Origin of the sequence: Mariprofundus sp. KV (assembly GCF_013387475.1) — a bacterium.
GTDB lineage: Bacteria > Pseudomonadota > Zetaproteobacteria > Mariprofundales > Mariprofundaceae > Mariprofundus.
On sequence record NZ_VWNB01000002.1, the window covers coordinates 1 to 15,491 of the forward strand.

The 15,491-nt window shown below is 52.8% G+C and carries 12 protein-coding genes; 4 read left to right on the top strand and 8 right to left on the bottom strand.

Going from position 1 to position 15,491, the window contains the following annotated elements:
• Positions 1-217: 217 nt before the first annotated feature.
• The 6 genes from F3F93_RS01675 to F3F93_RS01700 all read right to left on the bottom strand — a co-directional run bounded on the left by F3F93_RS01675 (position 218) and on the right by F3F93_RS01700 (position 5,645).
• On the bottom strand, positions 218-1,201 hold the full coding sequence (locus tag F3F93_RS01675) for a phosphotransferase (protein ID WP_176957433.1): 984 nt from the start codon (positions 1,199-1,201) through the stop codon (positions 218-220).
• 85 nt (positions 1,202-1,286) lie between these two features.
• Positions 1,287-1,904, bottom strand: coding sequence for a hypothetical protein (locus F3F93_RS01680; protein ID WP_176957434.1), 618 nt, complete (start codon positions 1,902-1,904; stop codon positions 1,287-1,289).
• 28 nt (positions 1,905-1,932) lie between these two features.
• On the bottom strand, positions 1,933-2,976 hold the full coding sequence (locus F3F93_RS01685) for a succinylglutamate desuccinylase/aspartoacylase family protein (protein ID WP_176957435.1): 1,044 nt from the start codon (positions 2,974-2,976) through the stop codon (positions 1,933-1,935).
• Positions 2,973-3,878, bottom strand: coding sequence for a 30S ribosomal protein S6--L-glutamate ligase (rimK, locus tag F3F93_RS01690; RefSeq protein WP_176957436.1), 906 nt, complete (start codon positions 3,876-3,878; stop codon positions 2,973-2,975). Before rimK ends, F3F93_RS01685 begins: the two co-directional genes overlap by 4 nt.
• A gap of 11 nt (positions 3,879-3,889) precedes the next feature.
• Positions 3,890-4,333 carry a RimK/LysX family protein gene (locus tag F3F93_RS01695; protein ID WP_176957437.1) on the bottom strand — a complete coding sequence of 148 codons (444 nt, stop codon included), beginning with the start codon at positions 4,331-4,333 and terminating at the stop codon, positions 3,890-3,892.
• Positions 4,326-5,645, bottom strand: coding sequence for a mechanosensitive ion channel domain-containing protein (locus F3F93_RS01700; RefSeq protein WP_176957438.1), 1,320 nt, complete (start codon positions 5,643-5,645; stop codon positions 4,326-4,328). The genes F3F93_RS01695 and F3F93_RS01700 overlap by 8 nt, the downstream gene beginning before the upstream one ends.
• Before the next feature lie 281 nt (positions 5,646-5,926).
• On the opposite strand from F3F93_RS01700, the gene F3F93_RS01705 reads away from it, so the two are divergent.
• Both F3F93_RS01705 and F3F93_RS01710 read left to right on the top strand, forming a co-directional pair.
• Positions 5,927-7,645, top strand: coding sequence for a BamA/TamA family outer membrane protein (locus F3F93_RS01705; protein ID WP_347239163.1), 1,719 nt, complete (start codon positions 5,927-5,929; stop codon positions 7,643-7,645).
• Entirely contained in the window at positions 7,645-11,064 is a 3,420-nt protein-coding gene (locus F3F93_RS01710; protein WP_176957440.1) for a translocation/assembly module TamB domain-containing protein, read from the top strand. The genes F3F93_RS01705 and F3F93_RS01710 overlap by 1 nt, the downstream gene beginning before the upstream one ends.
• Positions 11,065-11,102: 38 nt before the next feature.
• Here the strand turns inward: F3F93_RS01710 and F3F93_RS01715 are convergent, their stop codons facing one another.
• Both F3F93_RS01715 and F3F93_RS01720 read right to left on the bottom strand, forming a co-directional pair.
• Positions 11,103-12,065, bottom strand: a complete 963-nt coding sequence (locus F3F93_RS01715; RefSeq protein ID WP_194334943.1) for a mechanosensitive ion channel domain-containing protein — start codon at positions 12,063-12,065, stop codon at positions 11,103-11,105.
• Between the two features lie 4 nt (positions 12,066-12,069).
• Complete coding sequence (locus tag F3F93_RS01720) at positions 12,070-13,023, bottom strand: CorA family divalent cation transporter (protein WP_176957441.1); 954 nt, start codon at positions 13,021-13,023, stop codon at positions 12,070-12,072.
• A 68-nt stretch (positions 13,024-13,091) separates the two neighbouring features.
• On the opposite strand from F3F93_RS01720, the gene F3F93_RS01725 reads away from it, so the two are divergent.
• Both F3F93_RS01725 and F3F93_RS01730 read left to right on the top strand, forming a co-directional pair.
• Positions 13,092-14,264, top strand: a complete 1,173-nt coding sequence (locus F3F93_RS01725; RefSeq protein WP_176957442.1) for a cation:proton antiporter — start codon at positions 13,092-13,094, stop codon at positions 14,262-14,264.
• Between the two features lies 1 nt (position 14,265).
• Positions 14,266-15,444: a cation:proton antiporter gene (locus tag F3F93_RS01730; RefSeq protein ID WP_176957443.1), complete on the top strand. Its 1,179-nt coding sequence runs from the start codon at positions 14,266-14,268 to the stop codon at positions 15,442-15,444.
• Positions 15,445-15,491 lie beyond the last annotated feature (47 nt).

Here is a 15,491-nt window from a genome sequence, read left to right on the forward strand (position 1 = left end):
ACAACGAACATCATGCACCGACGAGATTTTCTCGAACTGCTAATCGAGAAAGATCCTCCCGGAAAGCCAACATCAGCAGAAACTCATCGGCAAATGACGCTCATCCATGCTTAACCGGACAGCAGTGTTAATTTATATAAATTTTTGCTGCTGTAGCGATTGATCACAACTGCAGGCAGATCACCATACCCTGATTACGCAAAATCCGCATCTGTACCTACGCATCATTCAGTAGGGAGATCACTTCTGCCGTAAGGCGGCGGCTGTAGTTGTTCACCTTCCAGTGGCCGGGCATCCAGCCGGCAAGGAAGCGGTTGAAATCGACCCAGGCGATGGGGAAGAGGGCGCGCCACTCCGACTCCAATGCATTCCAATCGACATATTTACCATGTTTATCAATGCTTTGCTTAAGATTGTTAAAGTATAAATTGAGGAGTTCGTCCTGCCAGATTTCACAGAGATATTCATCCAGGCAGCTGCCGAGGAGGTAGATCACATCCTTCATGCCGCAGCCGCCACCGACATACTGGAAATCCACAGCAGCGACCTTTTTACTGTCGTTTGAGAAACAGAAGTTGGCGACCTTGGCATCACCATGCACGAATGTTTTAAAACGGCAGCTATTGAGTTTGGCATCAATGGCCGCAGCAGCCTGTTTCAGCGCGGGATTATCGGTAACCGCCAGCTCATCCGGGCGGGTGGCAAGGTGCCAGTAGGTGCCGGTCAGCCAAAGACCGTCCGGCTCTTCACTCATAAATGTCGCGTGGAAGTTGGCCAGCCATTGCAGGCAGAGTTCAACAGCAGGGCGATCCATCTCATGTCTGCGTAAAGGAAAGCCAGCAGCATCCAGATCTTCAAGCACCATCACACGCTCATCATCTGCAAGTGTTGCCGAGTAGTAGCAGTGGGGAAGACGTGCATTCTCATCACAGCGATTGGCATATTCGGCATACCAGGCCATCTCGACATCATAGGATTTCACCTTGCGTGCATGCGAGCGATCAGAGTGCCAGCCACGCGGATGATCCGCTTCAGTTGGGAAACGCACATGTTTAAGCACCACGCTGGCCATCGGTGCGCCTTCAAGCTGTATACGCACAATCTGGCCGTAACCGCTCCAGAGGGACTGGATAATCTCGCTCTGAGAGGCGCCAGAAGCGCCTGTAGCCTGTTTGACAATATCGAGAAGGTTCTGGTTCATCAGCGAAAACTGAATGAAAAGAGGGTAAGTGCAAAGCCGTTCATAAGAGAGCCTCGATTACTAAGCGATGCCTCAACCTGGAGAGTTATGTATCTGGCTTGCCGGCTCTTTTCTTCTTGTTCTTATTACCAAAGTCGCAACGGACATCGTTTAACTCATCTCTCCACGCCTCTGCATCACCATAGTCGAGAAAGTGGCTATAACGTGCATGGGGGCCAATAACACGACGAGCATGTTTAATAGGGCACCAGTACTGCTCGGTACGGGCAGCGATCTCACGTGCATATGAGATCAGGCCGTTGCCGTAGGCGCAGTAGAAGCAGTTGAACTTCTCCAGAAGGTTAAGATAACCGAGCCGATGCCGGTCAAATATAAAGTGATTCTGACGCCGCACTTTTGGAATGCCATAAACCGGAAAACAGACAAGTTGATAGAGGGTGACAAACAGGTCGAACAGCAGCATTGGCAGGATAATGATGTAGATGAAAGGTGCCGTCAGAACAACAAGCGGGCGTGCTTCAACGATATAGCGAATGAGTCTGGTTTTGAGTTGCCTGTGCCTCTTCAGAACCTCCAGTTCAAAGCGAACCTTGTGGCCAATCAGCTCGAAGCGAAGCTCTTCACGTCGCTGATTCAATTCATTTTCAAGCTCTTCTTCCAGCGTCCGTATATTCTCGATTAATCTGCTGATATTTTCGTTCATATACACCACCTTTGTATTGAAGACTGAGCTATATGATCGGCGTAGTTCCAGATAAACCCTCTGTTTCAGAAGGCTCTAGTTCAGACTGGAAAACATCAACAGCCTCTGTTGCATTCTCTGTGTTGCGGAAGCGGGCCAGATGAACGAGGGCATCACCTTCATGAATCAGAGGTAAATTGGTTCTACCGATAATGATACCTGTGTTGGGGGCTGTAATCTCTGTTTGATTCTCGCCATACGGATCAGAGACATAGCCCAGTATATCATCTTTATTAACGCAGGCCCCGAGTTTAACAACCAGCCTTAAAATGCCGCTCTGTGGTGCCCTGATCCAGGCATTGGATTTAACGGTGCGCGGCACAAAGCTTTTCAGGCTTATCGATTTACGCAACATGCCGATTTCACGCATAACATTTACAATGCCGCGCACACCGGCACGGATGCTTACCTCATCAAAACGCAGTGCCTCTCCGGCCTCATAGACCAGCCATGGAATGCCTTTGGCTACCGCCGCTTCACGAATGGTGCCCGGACGCAGGGCGGCATCGATAATCAGTGGAGCGCGGAAGGCTTCAGCCAGTTTAAGTGTTACAGGGCATTCGAGATTACCCCTGATCTGCGGAAAATTGTCGCGGTGAATGGCTGCAGTGTGCAGATCAATGCCATGCGTGGCTTTGGACACAATCTCCTGCATAAAGAGGTTGGCCAGTCGTGCGGCAAGGGAGCCTTTATCTGAACCGGGGAATGAGCGGTTGAGGTCGCGCCTGTCAGGCAGATAGCGACTCATATGGATAAAGCCGTAGACATTCACAATCGGAATAGCGATGAGTGTACCACGCAGATTTGCGAGTGTTTTCAGACCAACCAGTCTGCGGATGATTTCAATGCCATTGATCTCATCACCATGCAGTGCGGCACATACCAGCAGGCATGGCCCGCTTTTTTTGCCGCGCAGTACATGGATAGGCATCTCGAGATCGGAATGGGTCGAAAGAGGGGGGAGAGGGAACTCTACAATTTCCCGACTTCCCGGTTTGATCTCTCTGCCGGCAATAATAAACGGTTCGGTCACCCTTTACCCCTGGTGCTGGTTTTACCCGCTTTGGCATTCTTCTCAATGCAGCCGATGATCATACCTGCAACATCTTTACCCGTAGCCCGCTCAATACCTTCAAGGCCGGGAGATGAGTTCACCTCCATCACCACAGGCCCGTGATTGGAACGTAGCAGATCCACACCGGCCACATTCAGGCCCATGATACTGGCTGCGCGCACGGCTGTTGAGCGCTCTTCAGGGGTGATGCGAACCACTTCAGCAGTGCCTCCGCGGTGCAGATTGGAGCGGAATTCACCCTCTTTACCCTGCCGTTTCATCGCCGCCACCACCTTGCCATCAACAACAAGGCAGCGGATATCTGCGCCACCGGCCTCCTCGATGAACTCCTGTACGAGAATATTGGCATTCAGCCCGAAGAATGCCTCAATCACACTCTCTGCAGCTTTCTTGTTCTCTGCCAGTACCACACCGATACCCTGCGTTCCCTCCAGCAGTTTGATGACGAATTTATTGCCGCCAACTGAGTTAAGCAGGTCATCAATATCATCGGGGTTGCGGGCAAAGCCAGTCACCGGCAGACCGATACCTTTGCGGGCCAGCAGCTGTATGGAGCGCAGTTTGTCGCGTGAGCGGGAGATCGCTACCGATTCGTTGAGTGGATAAACCCCCATCATCTCGAACTGCCTGAGCACTGCTGTACCGTAAAAGGTAACCGAGGCGCCAATACGCGGAATCACAGCATCAAAGCCTTCCAGTTTCGCCCCCTTATAGTGGATCGATGGTCGCATCGAGGTGATGTTCATATAACAGCGCAGATGATCAAATACCTCTACTTCATGACCGCGCGCTTTAGCGGCCTCAACCAGACGGCGGGTTGAGTAGAGTTTCGGATTGCGTGAGAGGATAGCTATTTTCATATGTGTTCCTTTTACTGTTGTGCGATTTTAGGCGTGCCTAACAGATAGGAGCGCTGCGGATCAATGAGGAAATCGCCTGTCATGGCTGTACGCCCCAGTAACATTCTGAATTTCATGTTTTCACGATTGGTCAGGGTGATCTCTATCTTTTTACTGATACCGCCGAGTAGCAATGCGGTTGATATAACCGGTCGCAATTCGGTGTGACCGCCTGAGTCGGTGACATTACGCTCATCAAGTAGTTCAGCAATGCATGTTTTCACGATGCTCGAATCATGCTGGTAGGGGTGGATGCTGAAACGCACCTTGGCAATGCCATCCTCACTGAATGTCTCCAGTTCAAAGGTGTGCAGGGCTGAGCTGCGGGCACCGGAATCCACCTTGGCCTTGACCGCCTCGATGCCGAGTTCAGGTAGTGAGACCCACTCGCGCCAGCCCAGCGTTGTTTTATCCATGATTACTCTCCACTGCTGTACGGACCACAGTACTATCCTTGATATGAATGTCGCGTTGTGGGTAGGGGATGGTAATGCCAGCCTTTTTAAAGGCGCGCCAGATAGCCAGATTCACTTCGGAGCGTACGCCACCAAGTCCGTTCTCAGGATCAAGAATCCAGATACGCAGCTCCAGCACAATGCCGTTGTCACCGAACTCCATGAGTCTGGTCAGCGGTACAGGATTATCCTGCACACGTGGTGATGCCTTGGCACACTCCAGCATCAGCTTCATCGCCTCTTCAGGATCATCGTCATAACTGATCTGCACACGCAGCTTCATACGGATATCAGGATCGGTATAGCTCCAGTTGATCACCTCTGAAGTCACCAGATTCTCGTTGGGAATCAGCGTCTCCACACCATCACGGTCGCGCACAACAATATAGCGGGCCCTGAGCTCCTGTACCCAGCCGAATTTGTCGCGTACGGTGATCACATCGCCGGGTTTAATAGAGCGGTCAAAGAGCAGGATGAAGCCGCTGATAAAGTTACTGGAGATACGCTGCAGACCGAAACCGATTCCCACACCAACCGCACCACTGAACACAGTAAGCGCTGTCAGATCCACACCCGCAGCATCAAGACCTACAAACATGGCGATGGCGATGAGCAGGAATTTGCTGGTTTTGGCCAGTGCGACGCGGGCACTGAGGCTGAAGTGCTCGAATGTACTCAGACGCTGCTCGATAAAACTGGCCAGCCAGAGCGCTGCAATCCAGAAAAATGCGACAGTAAAGACCAGTTTAAGTGCCAGTAGCAGCGAGATGCGTGCCTCACCAAGATTAAAGGCCAGGCCGTCAAGTGCTGTCAGCACATCCGGAAGCCAGCCCAGCAGATGCAGGGCAACCAGAATCCATATCGTACTGGCAATCAGGTTTTCCCAGGCTTTTACCAGCGGGCCGGGTGAAAAGCCTTTGCGCAGCATGAAGACAGCGATACGGATGCCAGCCAGTGAGAGCAGCAGGGGCGTTGCAATGCTTAGCAGGGGTGTATGCAGTTCAAGGTGTTGAAGAATGGCCTCGCCAATCAGCGTGACCAGCAGCATTGAGATGGGAAACTGGATGCGGTTCAGTCCTTTGCGTGAAAGTCTGGCCAGGCGGCTGGCATCAGCACGACTCTCTTTATCACCATCTTCTGCGCGCTGCATGAAGGTGCGCACAGCCGAGGCAACAGCAACAGCAACGGCGAGAATAACAAGCTGTAACCAGAAGTCGATCTGCATCACATGGCTCTGCAATGCTTCATAATTGTACTGAATGGCTTCTAACATAGTTCTCCCTGTTGTCACTGTAAAAGGCCGATGCGGCTATTATTTCACCGAATTTATAATATGCACGTCTCTGTGTTGAAAGGGCAACGCGACACATCGGCTTCTCCCTTCTCCCCAATGGCGGTATTACTGCACTTTTGGGTTGTGTTAGCCATGCTATCATCATTCGCAGGCTCTATCACTCTGGCATGATTTTATCTCTCCGATCCGGGCTTTGGCGAAGGGGAGGCATAAATCAGAATTTTGGACAACGTAGGCGCTATAAAGTTAGCATCAAGCTGGTGATAGTGATTGAGTGGTTGTTTTTTCTTATCAGGCGAATCCCCGGATCGCTGTTGGTCGTTTTGTTGATTACCACCTTCTCTTTTCCCGCTCTTGCCGATAGTAGCAAACAGATTCACGACACTCCCGTTGCCGTTCCCGAATCGCTGCTTAAAAAAATGGATACATTAAAGCTTAAACCCTCAGCCGGAATCGCGCTGATTCGTTATATGGCCACTCAGGATGCCGGGCTGATTCGTGGCTGGTTACAGAGCGAAGGCTATCTTGATAGTGAGGTTATGGTTTCTGTCGAGGCGGGCGTGGCACACTGGCGTGTTCAGGCCGGTGAGTTGTGGCGCGTGCGCCATGTGGAGGTGATGCCTGCATCTGTTGCCAGGGTGGTTCTGCCACAGCAGGGGGATCCTTTTCGCAGCGAGGATTATGAGAAGGCAAAGACAGCCCTGCGCTGGGCCTGGCGTGATGAGGGCTATCTGAAGGCTGACTATATCAGGGCGGTTGTTACAGCGGACAGGCAGGCCAGAGTGGTGGATATCAGCTGGCATATTGAGCCGGGGACACGCTTCTATATTTCGCAGATCAATGTTGAGGGGGCCAGACAGTATAATCCGGAGCTGGCTTTGAAGATCAGTCGGCTTCAGCCCGGTCAAGTCGCAGAACAGCGGCTGCTGCAGGATGCGATGAAGCATATTGCCGATGACTCCCGCTACCAGAATGCAATGGTAGTGCCGCAGCTCAATGAGGCCGACGGAGATCGTGTTCCGGTTCGCATCTCAGTGACCGAGACGCCATGGCGGAAGCTGACGGGTGATATCGGATATACGACCGATTCCGGCCTTGGCCTTGCCGCTGCCTGGGTGGATCGCAGCCTCTATCAGGGCAATATTGAATATTCACTGCGTGCTGAAGCTTCGAGAACCTCTTCGGGTGTCGGTGCGACAGTTATGCGGCCAGTCTGGCCTGCTGCTGATCAGAGTGTTGGTATCAATGCTGACTACAGCAGGGTAGATACAGATGGTCGCCGTTATGATGCGCTCAGCGCAGGACCCTTCTGGCAGTGGAATTTTGGCTTCAATGATTACCTGCGCCTCTCGCTGCAGGGTGAAAACGTACGTGAAGCCGGTGTCAGCCTGGTTACCCTCGGCCCCCGTGTCGATTTCCATTTTGCACATGAACATGGCGGTATGCTTCCTGTTGATGGCTGGCGACTGGATACCGGTATTGGCCTGCCGCAGCGAGTCAACAGACAGGGGCTGTGGGTCGTATTCGATGTCAGTGGTCGCCTCTTCTACCGGCCATCTGACTGGCTGCTTATCTCTCCACGCGCTGGTTATGGTCGCACCCTCAACCTGCAGGGAACGGTTCCCAAGACCTACCGTCAGTTTGCCGGTGGTGCTTCCAGCATCAGGGGTTATGCACTGGATTCTATTGGACCGGTCGGTATCGACGGACTGGCTACAGGTGGCCTGATGAAAAGTTACGGTGGCCTTGATCTGGTACTGATGCCGGATGCCGAAACGTTTTCGCCGGTGCTGTTCGGGGATGTGGCGAAGGTGTGGCAGGCATTAGGCACTAAAGCGCCGACACTCTGGTCTGCCGGTATCGGAGCAATTATGCGTACCCCGGCGGGCCCGTTACGGATTGACTTCGCAGTTCCGCTGAATCGACGGGCACAGGACAGGCATTTCCAGTTCTATATTACTCTCGGAGAGGTGTTCTGATGCGGCGCTGGTTTATAGCTGCTACGGCAGCGCTACTGCTGCTTTTCACCTTCACCTCAACTGGTCTCTGGTACTGGTTGGGAGGTGATGAGGGGCGTCAGTGGCTGGCTGCTGAGGTAGCAATGCTCAGTGATGGCACTGTTGAAGTGCACGGTCTTACTGGTCATCCGTTGTCACACCTCTCTGCTGAAAGGGTTGTGATTCAAAGCAGTGGTATGCAGACACTGCTCTCAGCAGTTACGATGGAGTGGTCACCCTGGCGCTTGCTGGCTGGCGATCTCGCTATTGCACTGTTGAGTGTGGAGAGGGTCAGGCTTAACCAGCATGAGAGTGTTTCAGTCGAGGATGACAGATCTGCCGCTCTCCCTCCTCTCTCCCTGCGCCTGAACAGCTTGCGCATTGGCGAGCTTACGATCGGCAGTGGCGGTAAGAGTCAGAGGCGGGCAGGTGATATCCGGATCGATAATCTGCGTTTGAGCGGCGCTCTGGCAGGGCAGCTGCAGGCAATGCTTCCTGAGGGGGAACTTACCGTAGAGCTTGGCGGTTCACCGGGGCGATGGCTGGCTGATGCAAGAGTGGAGAGTGAAAGCTTCGGATCAGTCGCTGCAGAACTCACGGGCAAGCGGCTGCAGAGCGGTAAGCTAAAGCTGACCAGTGCGCTCAACGGCAACAGAGGTGTGCTGGAGGCTAACTGGCAGAGAGAGAAACAGGCCCTGAAGGCTGAGGGAACTGTTTATCTTGGCAGCGACATCGGCGGTATTAATGGCACATGGGTAATGCATGCGCCGCACTCGCTTGAACAGGGGGAGCTGAATGTGCATGCCACCATCACCGCTGAGTCGATGCTGAACAGGACGATGGCGCTTGATATCACAGCCGACTGGGCAAAAAGCGGGCTGCAGGCAGCTCTCGAGGAGCGCAAGCAGGGCTTCAGGCTTGAACTGAACTATGCAGCACAACAGTTGCATGGGCTGATGACGCTGGCGGGGTGGAACTCTCCGCTGAAAAATGCAGCTGGCCAGCTCAGCGGCAAGATTGATGGCACGTGGCAAGCCGGCAACTGGCGTCTTAAAGGTGATATTGATGAGGGCCGGTTGGCCGGTCTTGTCGCCCGCATGCAGCTCGATGGGATGGGGGACGGCAGCAACTGGAGCGTGAGCAGAGCCGATATCCAGGCGCTTGGCCTCACTCTCACACTTAACGGCAAGGGTGATGCGGATCGCTTCTCACTGACAGGTCGATTGCAGGGGGCGGAGATATCGTCAGCGTTGAAGTTTGCAGGCCTGGGGGATGGGGGCGGCAGTCTGAAGGGGGAGGTCGCTCTGCAGGGGGGGTATGGTAACCCGGAATTAACCGTTCAGGGGGAGGCAAAAAGGGTGCATCTTGAATCGGTTGCGATTGAGGCGGTTAAGCTCTCAGCCAGCCACAGCTCCGGTGATACCAGCTCTCATTTCAGGGTGTCGGGCATCTCTTACAGCGGCAGGCAGGAGATCGATTCTGTGAAGCTGGAGGCGCGACAAAAGGGGGATGAGGTGAGGCTCAACTGGGCCTCACAGGGGAGATTGCAGAGTAGCGCCCGTTTTGCTGGCTACTACTCAGGCAAAGATAAGATAGAGGGTGTGCTCAGTGAGCTACTGGTCAACTATGCTGGCAGTTCGGTGTTGAGTGCAAAACGCCTCCCTTTCGGTATCGACGGGAAGACGCTCTACCTTGAGAAATCTACGTTGCGTCTGCTGGGAGGCAACGGCAGTGCGGCCTTTACCATGAATTCTGCGCAGGTTTCCGGGCAACTGGATATTTCAGCAATGAAATTTTCAGGGAATGAGGATTGGATGAACGGGTTGCCGTTCCAGTTTGCAGGGCTGGCTGATCTGTCGCTCGCCGTTGGCGGGAACCCGGAAACACCGACTGCGGAGCTGGCGTTCACTTCCCGACAGCTGAAGCTGCGTCACCCGATGTATGAGGGGGTGGCGGGGCGTGCACTGCAGCTCGACGATCTGCAGCTGAACCTCGATTACCGATTACAGAAGCTTCTATGGAAGCTGCAAGCGAAGGCTCCGGCCGAAGGGGTTCTGGCGGGAGAGGGCAGCACGATACTGCTGTTCAGCCTGACCCCCTGGCAGTTGACGCTCCCCGATGAGCAGGCAGGTAGTAGCGCAGCGCTTACTGTCAGGCTCGAACGCCTCTCCGATTTTCAGCCGCTTGTGCCACGTATCGATCCTGTCGAGGGGCGTAGCGATATCAATGTGAAGTGGGGTATGCCGCTTGATCTCCATTCGCTCAGTGGTGCCGGATCGATCCATCTGGATGCGGTCGGTATCCCTGAATTTGGACTGGATGTGAGTGGTGCACTTAAGGCGAGCATCAGCAAAGGAAAGCCGCTAATAGATCTCCATCTTAAGGGAGGGGACGGAGAGCTGAATATGAAGGGGGCGGTCGATATAGATAGCCGAACTTTACCTGATATCCGGTTCAACAGGTTTCCGCTGATGCAGCTTCCGGATCAGCAGCTGGTGGTCAGTGGCAAGATAACCGCTTCGGAGAGGCAGAAGGTAAGCCTGATCCACGGCGAGCTCTTGATTGATCGTATGCGCCTTGAGATTCCTGATCCTGTGCCGGGGCTGACGGAGGATCTGCTTTGGGAAGATGAGCAACAGACAGATACGGCAAAGAAGAAGGTGCCGCTTTCGAAAATCGATGTCGATCTCAACCTGAACGGCGATTCTGAAATTTATGGTCGCGGTATGAGTCTGAAACCAAAAGGGAACCTGCATCTTGGTGGCAGCCTCTCACAACCACGCCTGACCGGCGTGCTTGAGATCAGCAGCGGTAAGATAGAGTTTCGCAGTGTTAAGCTTGAAATTGTTCCCGGCAGCAGGGTTCTTTTTTCGGGTGATCCCAAGCGGCCGACTATTCAGCTCAGGGCGGCACGCAAGGTGGGTGATGTTACCGCCGGCATTATGGTTGAGGGGGCTGCCGATCAGCTTAACACGCGACTCTATTCCGAGCCGGCAATGTCCAATGCCGAGATATTCTCCTACATCGCCACGGGTCGCCCGCTGGCCTCACTCGGCACGGACAGTGCCAGCGATATGATGACAGCCGCTGAATTCATTCTCGGTCCGGGCACGATGATGCAGGAGGTGCAGGGTAAGGTGATGCAGGTGACCGGACTGGATCTGTTCGAGGTAGGTGGTAATGCGGAGGGTGGACAGATCAGGGCAGGACGCAAGCTCTCTGAGCAGATGACGCTGGCTGTTGAACAGATCGTTGCCAAAGAGCCGAGCACAGCGGTTACGCTGGAGTATATGCTGACACGAAGTGTCTCCATCTTTGCCAGGCAGACCATGAATCTGGCTCCCAGGGTGGGGTTGCGCTACAGCAAGGAGTGGTTCGGTTCCGGGACGCAGAAGAGGTAGTCGATATCAGTGCAGCGATGAATCAATTGCAGTTGAGACTATTGCCCCAAATCAATGATGTGCACATCCCTTTGCGGGAACGGGATAGCGATATCATTGGCCTTGAACTTCTCCCATATGGAGAACATCACATCACTCTGGGGTTTGTAGCGCCCTTCGGTGACATCGTCTACCCAGAAGATGAGCAGGAAGTTCACTGAACTCTCTGCATACTCGCGCAGATAACATTCAGGTTCCGGCTCGACGATGCAGCGCGGGTGCTCACGCGCCGCCTCCAGAATCAATTCACGAGCTTTCGTGATATCGGATTTGTATGAGACACCAACAGGAATATCGACACGTCCTTTTTTGTTGCTGTAGGTCCAGTTGACCACCTTGTTGGTAATGAAATCCTCATTGGGAACCATGATCTCTTTACCATTGAACGTTTCAATCAGCGTAAATCTGGCGCTGTTGTGGCGCACAAAGCCGAAGGTGCCGTCATCAAGCTCAACCAGATCACCATTCTCTATGGTTCTTTCAACCAGCAGGATAATGCCGCTGATATAGTTGGATGTAATCTTCTGCAGGCCAAAACCGATACCGATACCGATGGCACCACCAAGCACGGCAAAGGCGGTAAGATCAATGCCGATGACGTTCATGGTAAAGATAAAGAGCAGGAAATAGACGATAAATTGCACCGCCTTGATAAACAGGGCACGACTGTTGCTGGAGATCGACGCAATGCTGTTGATCCTTTTCTCAACAAAATCCAATGCAATGCTGCTCGACCAGAAGAGTGCCAGAGTCAGCAGAACTGCCTTGCCAATAAGATAAACCGAGAGGCGGAGATCTCCGACAAAGAAGGAGAGTGCATTACTGTCGAGCAGAGAGATGATCGGTTGCAGGTAGCCGAGGCTGGAGAGTAAAAGCAGCGCAGATGCAAAAAAGAGCAGCAGCAGCCAGGCCAGAACGGCGCGAGGCAGAATAAACGACTTGATCAGTTGCAGTAGTCGCATCTGTTTACCACCATTTTTTATACTTGAAGAAGGCGGCCAGCATGGCTCCAAGGAGCAGCATACCCCAGACTGACATGGCGAAGCCGTTGGGGTTGGCCAGCACCTCCATCTGGGTGAAATTCATACCGAAGATACCGGCGATAATTCCCATCGGAGTCAGTACAACGGTGATAACGGCAAGCAAGGTCATCACCTCATTCAGTCGCTGGCTGAGCAGGGATTGTGCTGCCTGCATCACATTCAGGGCATGTTCAGCCTTTGATTCTGCAATGGCCGTGGCGCGATGCATATGCTCGTGCGCATCGGCAAGACGCAGGTTCTCTTTATAAGTCGGATCAACCATCAGCTTTTCAATGGCAATGGCATTGGTTCTGGCGTGTCTTGCCAGTGTCGATATCTCCTTGCGCATGTTGAGAAGCTTGCCCAGATCGGCATTGTTGACGTCGGCCAGACACTCCTCTTCAAACTCGTCCATCTCTTCACGCAGGATGTAAACGCGCGAGAGCAGGTAATCAACCAGCATATGAATAATTTTGCTGGCGCACTGATCGACATTCAACCCTTTCAGATCATCGCTGGTAAAGCGGTGGAATCGTTTGCCGGGCCAGATCAGGGCACACATGTCACTGTCAACGAGAATGGAGACACTGGTGATTTCGCTGGCCTCATCATCTGTCTGTTTTTCAACCGGAAAACGCAGAATAATATGCATAGTGCCATTTTTAAGCCGGGTGAAATGAGGCGGATGGTTCGAGTTGCAGATATCCTTAATATGCAGTCCATCCAGTGAAAAACGGTCACGCAGAGCCTCCAGCATCTCTGCTGAAGGACTGGCCATTCGCCACAGCGTGTGGGCTTTGGTAGCCAGCGCACTCTCCAGATCAATCTCCTGCATATCTTCCAGCAGGTGGGCGTGCATGGAGGTTCCGCTATCAATGGTTTCTTCTACTGTCTGCATATCGTATCCTCGAGCAGAGGACTATAACATTAATATCCAAAACAGGGATAGTCCGATGGTGAGCTTATATGATTGAGTTGACGCAACATATTGAAATGCAGATGAGCCTGTTGTTGTTTACAGCACTGGGTGGCTACCTGCTCTCTTCATGGATGCATCAGCCCGGTGTGGTGGGACAGATTCTGCTTGGTTTGATCATCGGCCCCAGTGTGCTGGGTTGGGTGACCTATACCGATTTTGTTGCCAATGTGGCGACCCTCGGTGCGGTAATCCTGCTGTTTGTTACAGGTTTGGAATTCAAGCTGCGTGATATTGTATCTATTCGTTACGCCATCATCGCTTTGTCAGGTGTCATCGTCCCATGGGTTGGTGGTTATTTCCTAGCTATCGGCTTTGGATTTGCTCCGGGAAAGGCGATTCTTTTAGGAGTCGCGCTGACTGCGACCAGTATCGCCATTACCGCGGATGTGTTGCGCGAGCTTGGCAAACTTCAATCTGAAACGGCCAAGGCCATTATTGGCGCTGCCATCCTTGATGATATTCTGGCCCTGTTGGCGCTGTCGGTATCCATTCAACTGGCAGAGGGCTCTTTCACTGCTTCAGTTGTCATGCAGTCGGTGGTCGCAGCGATTCTTTTTCTGGTGATTGGTGCACTGATGGGGGTGTTTGTTTTCGGACGCTTAATTATTCGCGTCGATGCGACTGATTTTGCCAGTCGCTATCCTGATTTTGTTTTTGCAGCAGTGATGATGATCGCCTTTCTCTATGCCATGATTGCAGAGATGATAGGCCTCTCGGCTATTGTCGGTGCCTTTGTCGCAGGCGTTTCCCTTGAAGCGATTCAACTACGTAACAGCCGCTCATTCCGGGAGGGGGCGGAATACCTGCGGGTTGTTTTTGGTTCGATATTTTTTATATCGCTGGGGGTTCTGGCTGATGTTCGCGCCTTTGATAGCGACCTGATCTGGTTCGTGCTGGCGTTAACCATGATGGCAATCGCAACCAAACTGATCGGCTGTGGACTTCCTGCCTGGATGATGGGCATAAAAATTCGTGACGCATTGATTATCGGCGTTGGCATGATGCCTAGGGGTGAAGTGGCAATGGTTGTGGCGTTGCTGGCTCTGCAGGGTGGTGTGATTGCCCAGCCAGCCTATGTGGCCATTGTTCTGATGAGTCTGCTGACCACACTTATTGTGCCGCTGCTTTTGAGAAACTGGCTCTACAGGGGGAGTGAATAATATGCATATGGATCCGGCACTACCCGCGTTGGTGATTGTACTGCTGGTGATCTTTCTGCTCGGCCTGAGCTTGAGGTTGTTGAATCAGCCGCACGTCGTGGGTTACCTCTTGGCGGGTATCTGCCTGGGGCCTGAAATTCTGGGGCTGATCACTGATAAAGTGCTGCTTGAACGACTTGGTGCCTTTGGTGTGGTGCTGCTGCTGTTTTTTGTTGGCATGGAGGTCTCTCCGCAGCGACTGATGAGCAACTGGCGTGTTGCACTGCTGGGAACCCTTTTGCAGATCATTATCAGTGTTGGCGCAATCTGGATCCTGGGGACATGGTTTGACTGGAGCGTGGGTAAAACTGTGTTGTTCGGTTTTGTTATCAGTCTGAGTAGCACGGCCGTTGTGTTGAAAATGTTACAGGATTGGGGTGAATTAGATACTCCGGTCGGGCAAAATTCACTGGCTATTCTGCTTACTCAGGATCTGGCCATCATTCCGATGCTCATTGTTGTGAATCTGCTTGGCGGCAAAGAGATAGAGGCCGGGGATCTGGCCATACAGCTGGTCGGAGGTGCCCTCATGATCGGCCTGTTTGCCTGGATCGTCTATCACGGGAAAATACGTCTGCCACTGGCGCACTTTATTAAACGGGACCACGAACTTCAGGTCTTTGCTGCCATGATCATCTGTCTGGGGCTGGGCATGCTGACCGGACTGTTCAGCCTGTCTACTGCATTAGGTGCCTTTATCGGTGGTATGATTATTGGTGCAGCCAAAGAGACACAGTGGGTTCATCACAGCCTGGAACCATTCAGAGTTATTTTTGTGGCGCTGTTTTTTGTCTCTGTAGGCATGTTGGTGGATATCTCCCTGATCCTGCAAAACTGGATGCAGATTGGCCTGCTGGTGCTGGCTGTTTTTGTGACCAATATGGCTATTAATGCCTTGATCTTGCGAGGGCTTGGCAGCTGTTGGGGAGATAGCATCTATGCTGGCGCTCTGCTGGCTCAGATTGGTGAGTTCGCCTTCGTGCTGGCAGCAGTCGGCATGCATGCAGGGGTAATTATAGAGGCCTCCTATCAGTTGGTCATAGCTGTGATTTCTCTAACCCTGCTGTTGAGTCCCGCCTGGGTGACATTGACCCGGTATCTGATAAAGAGGAACGGATTTTTCCTCTCACAAAGAGAATAGACAGCCATGAAAAAGGGCCGCATATCGCGGCCCTTCGTTGTTTCGGT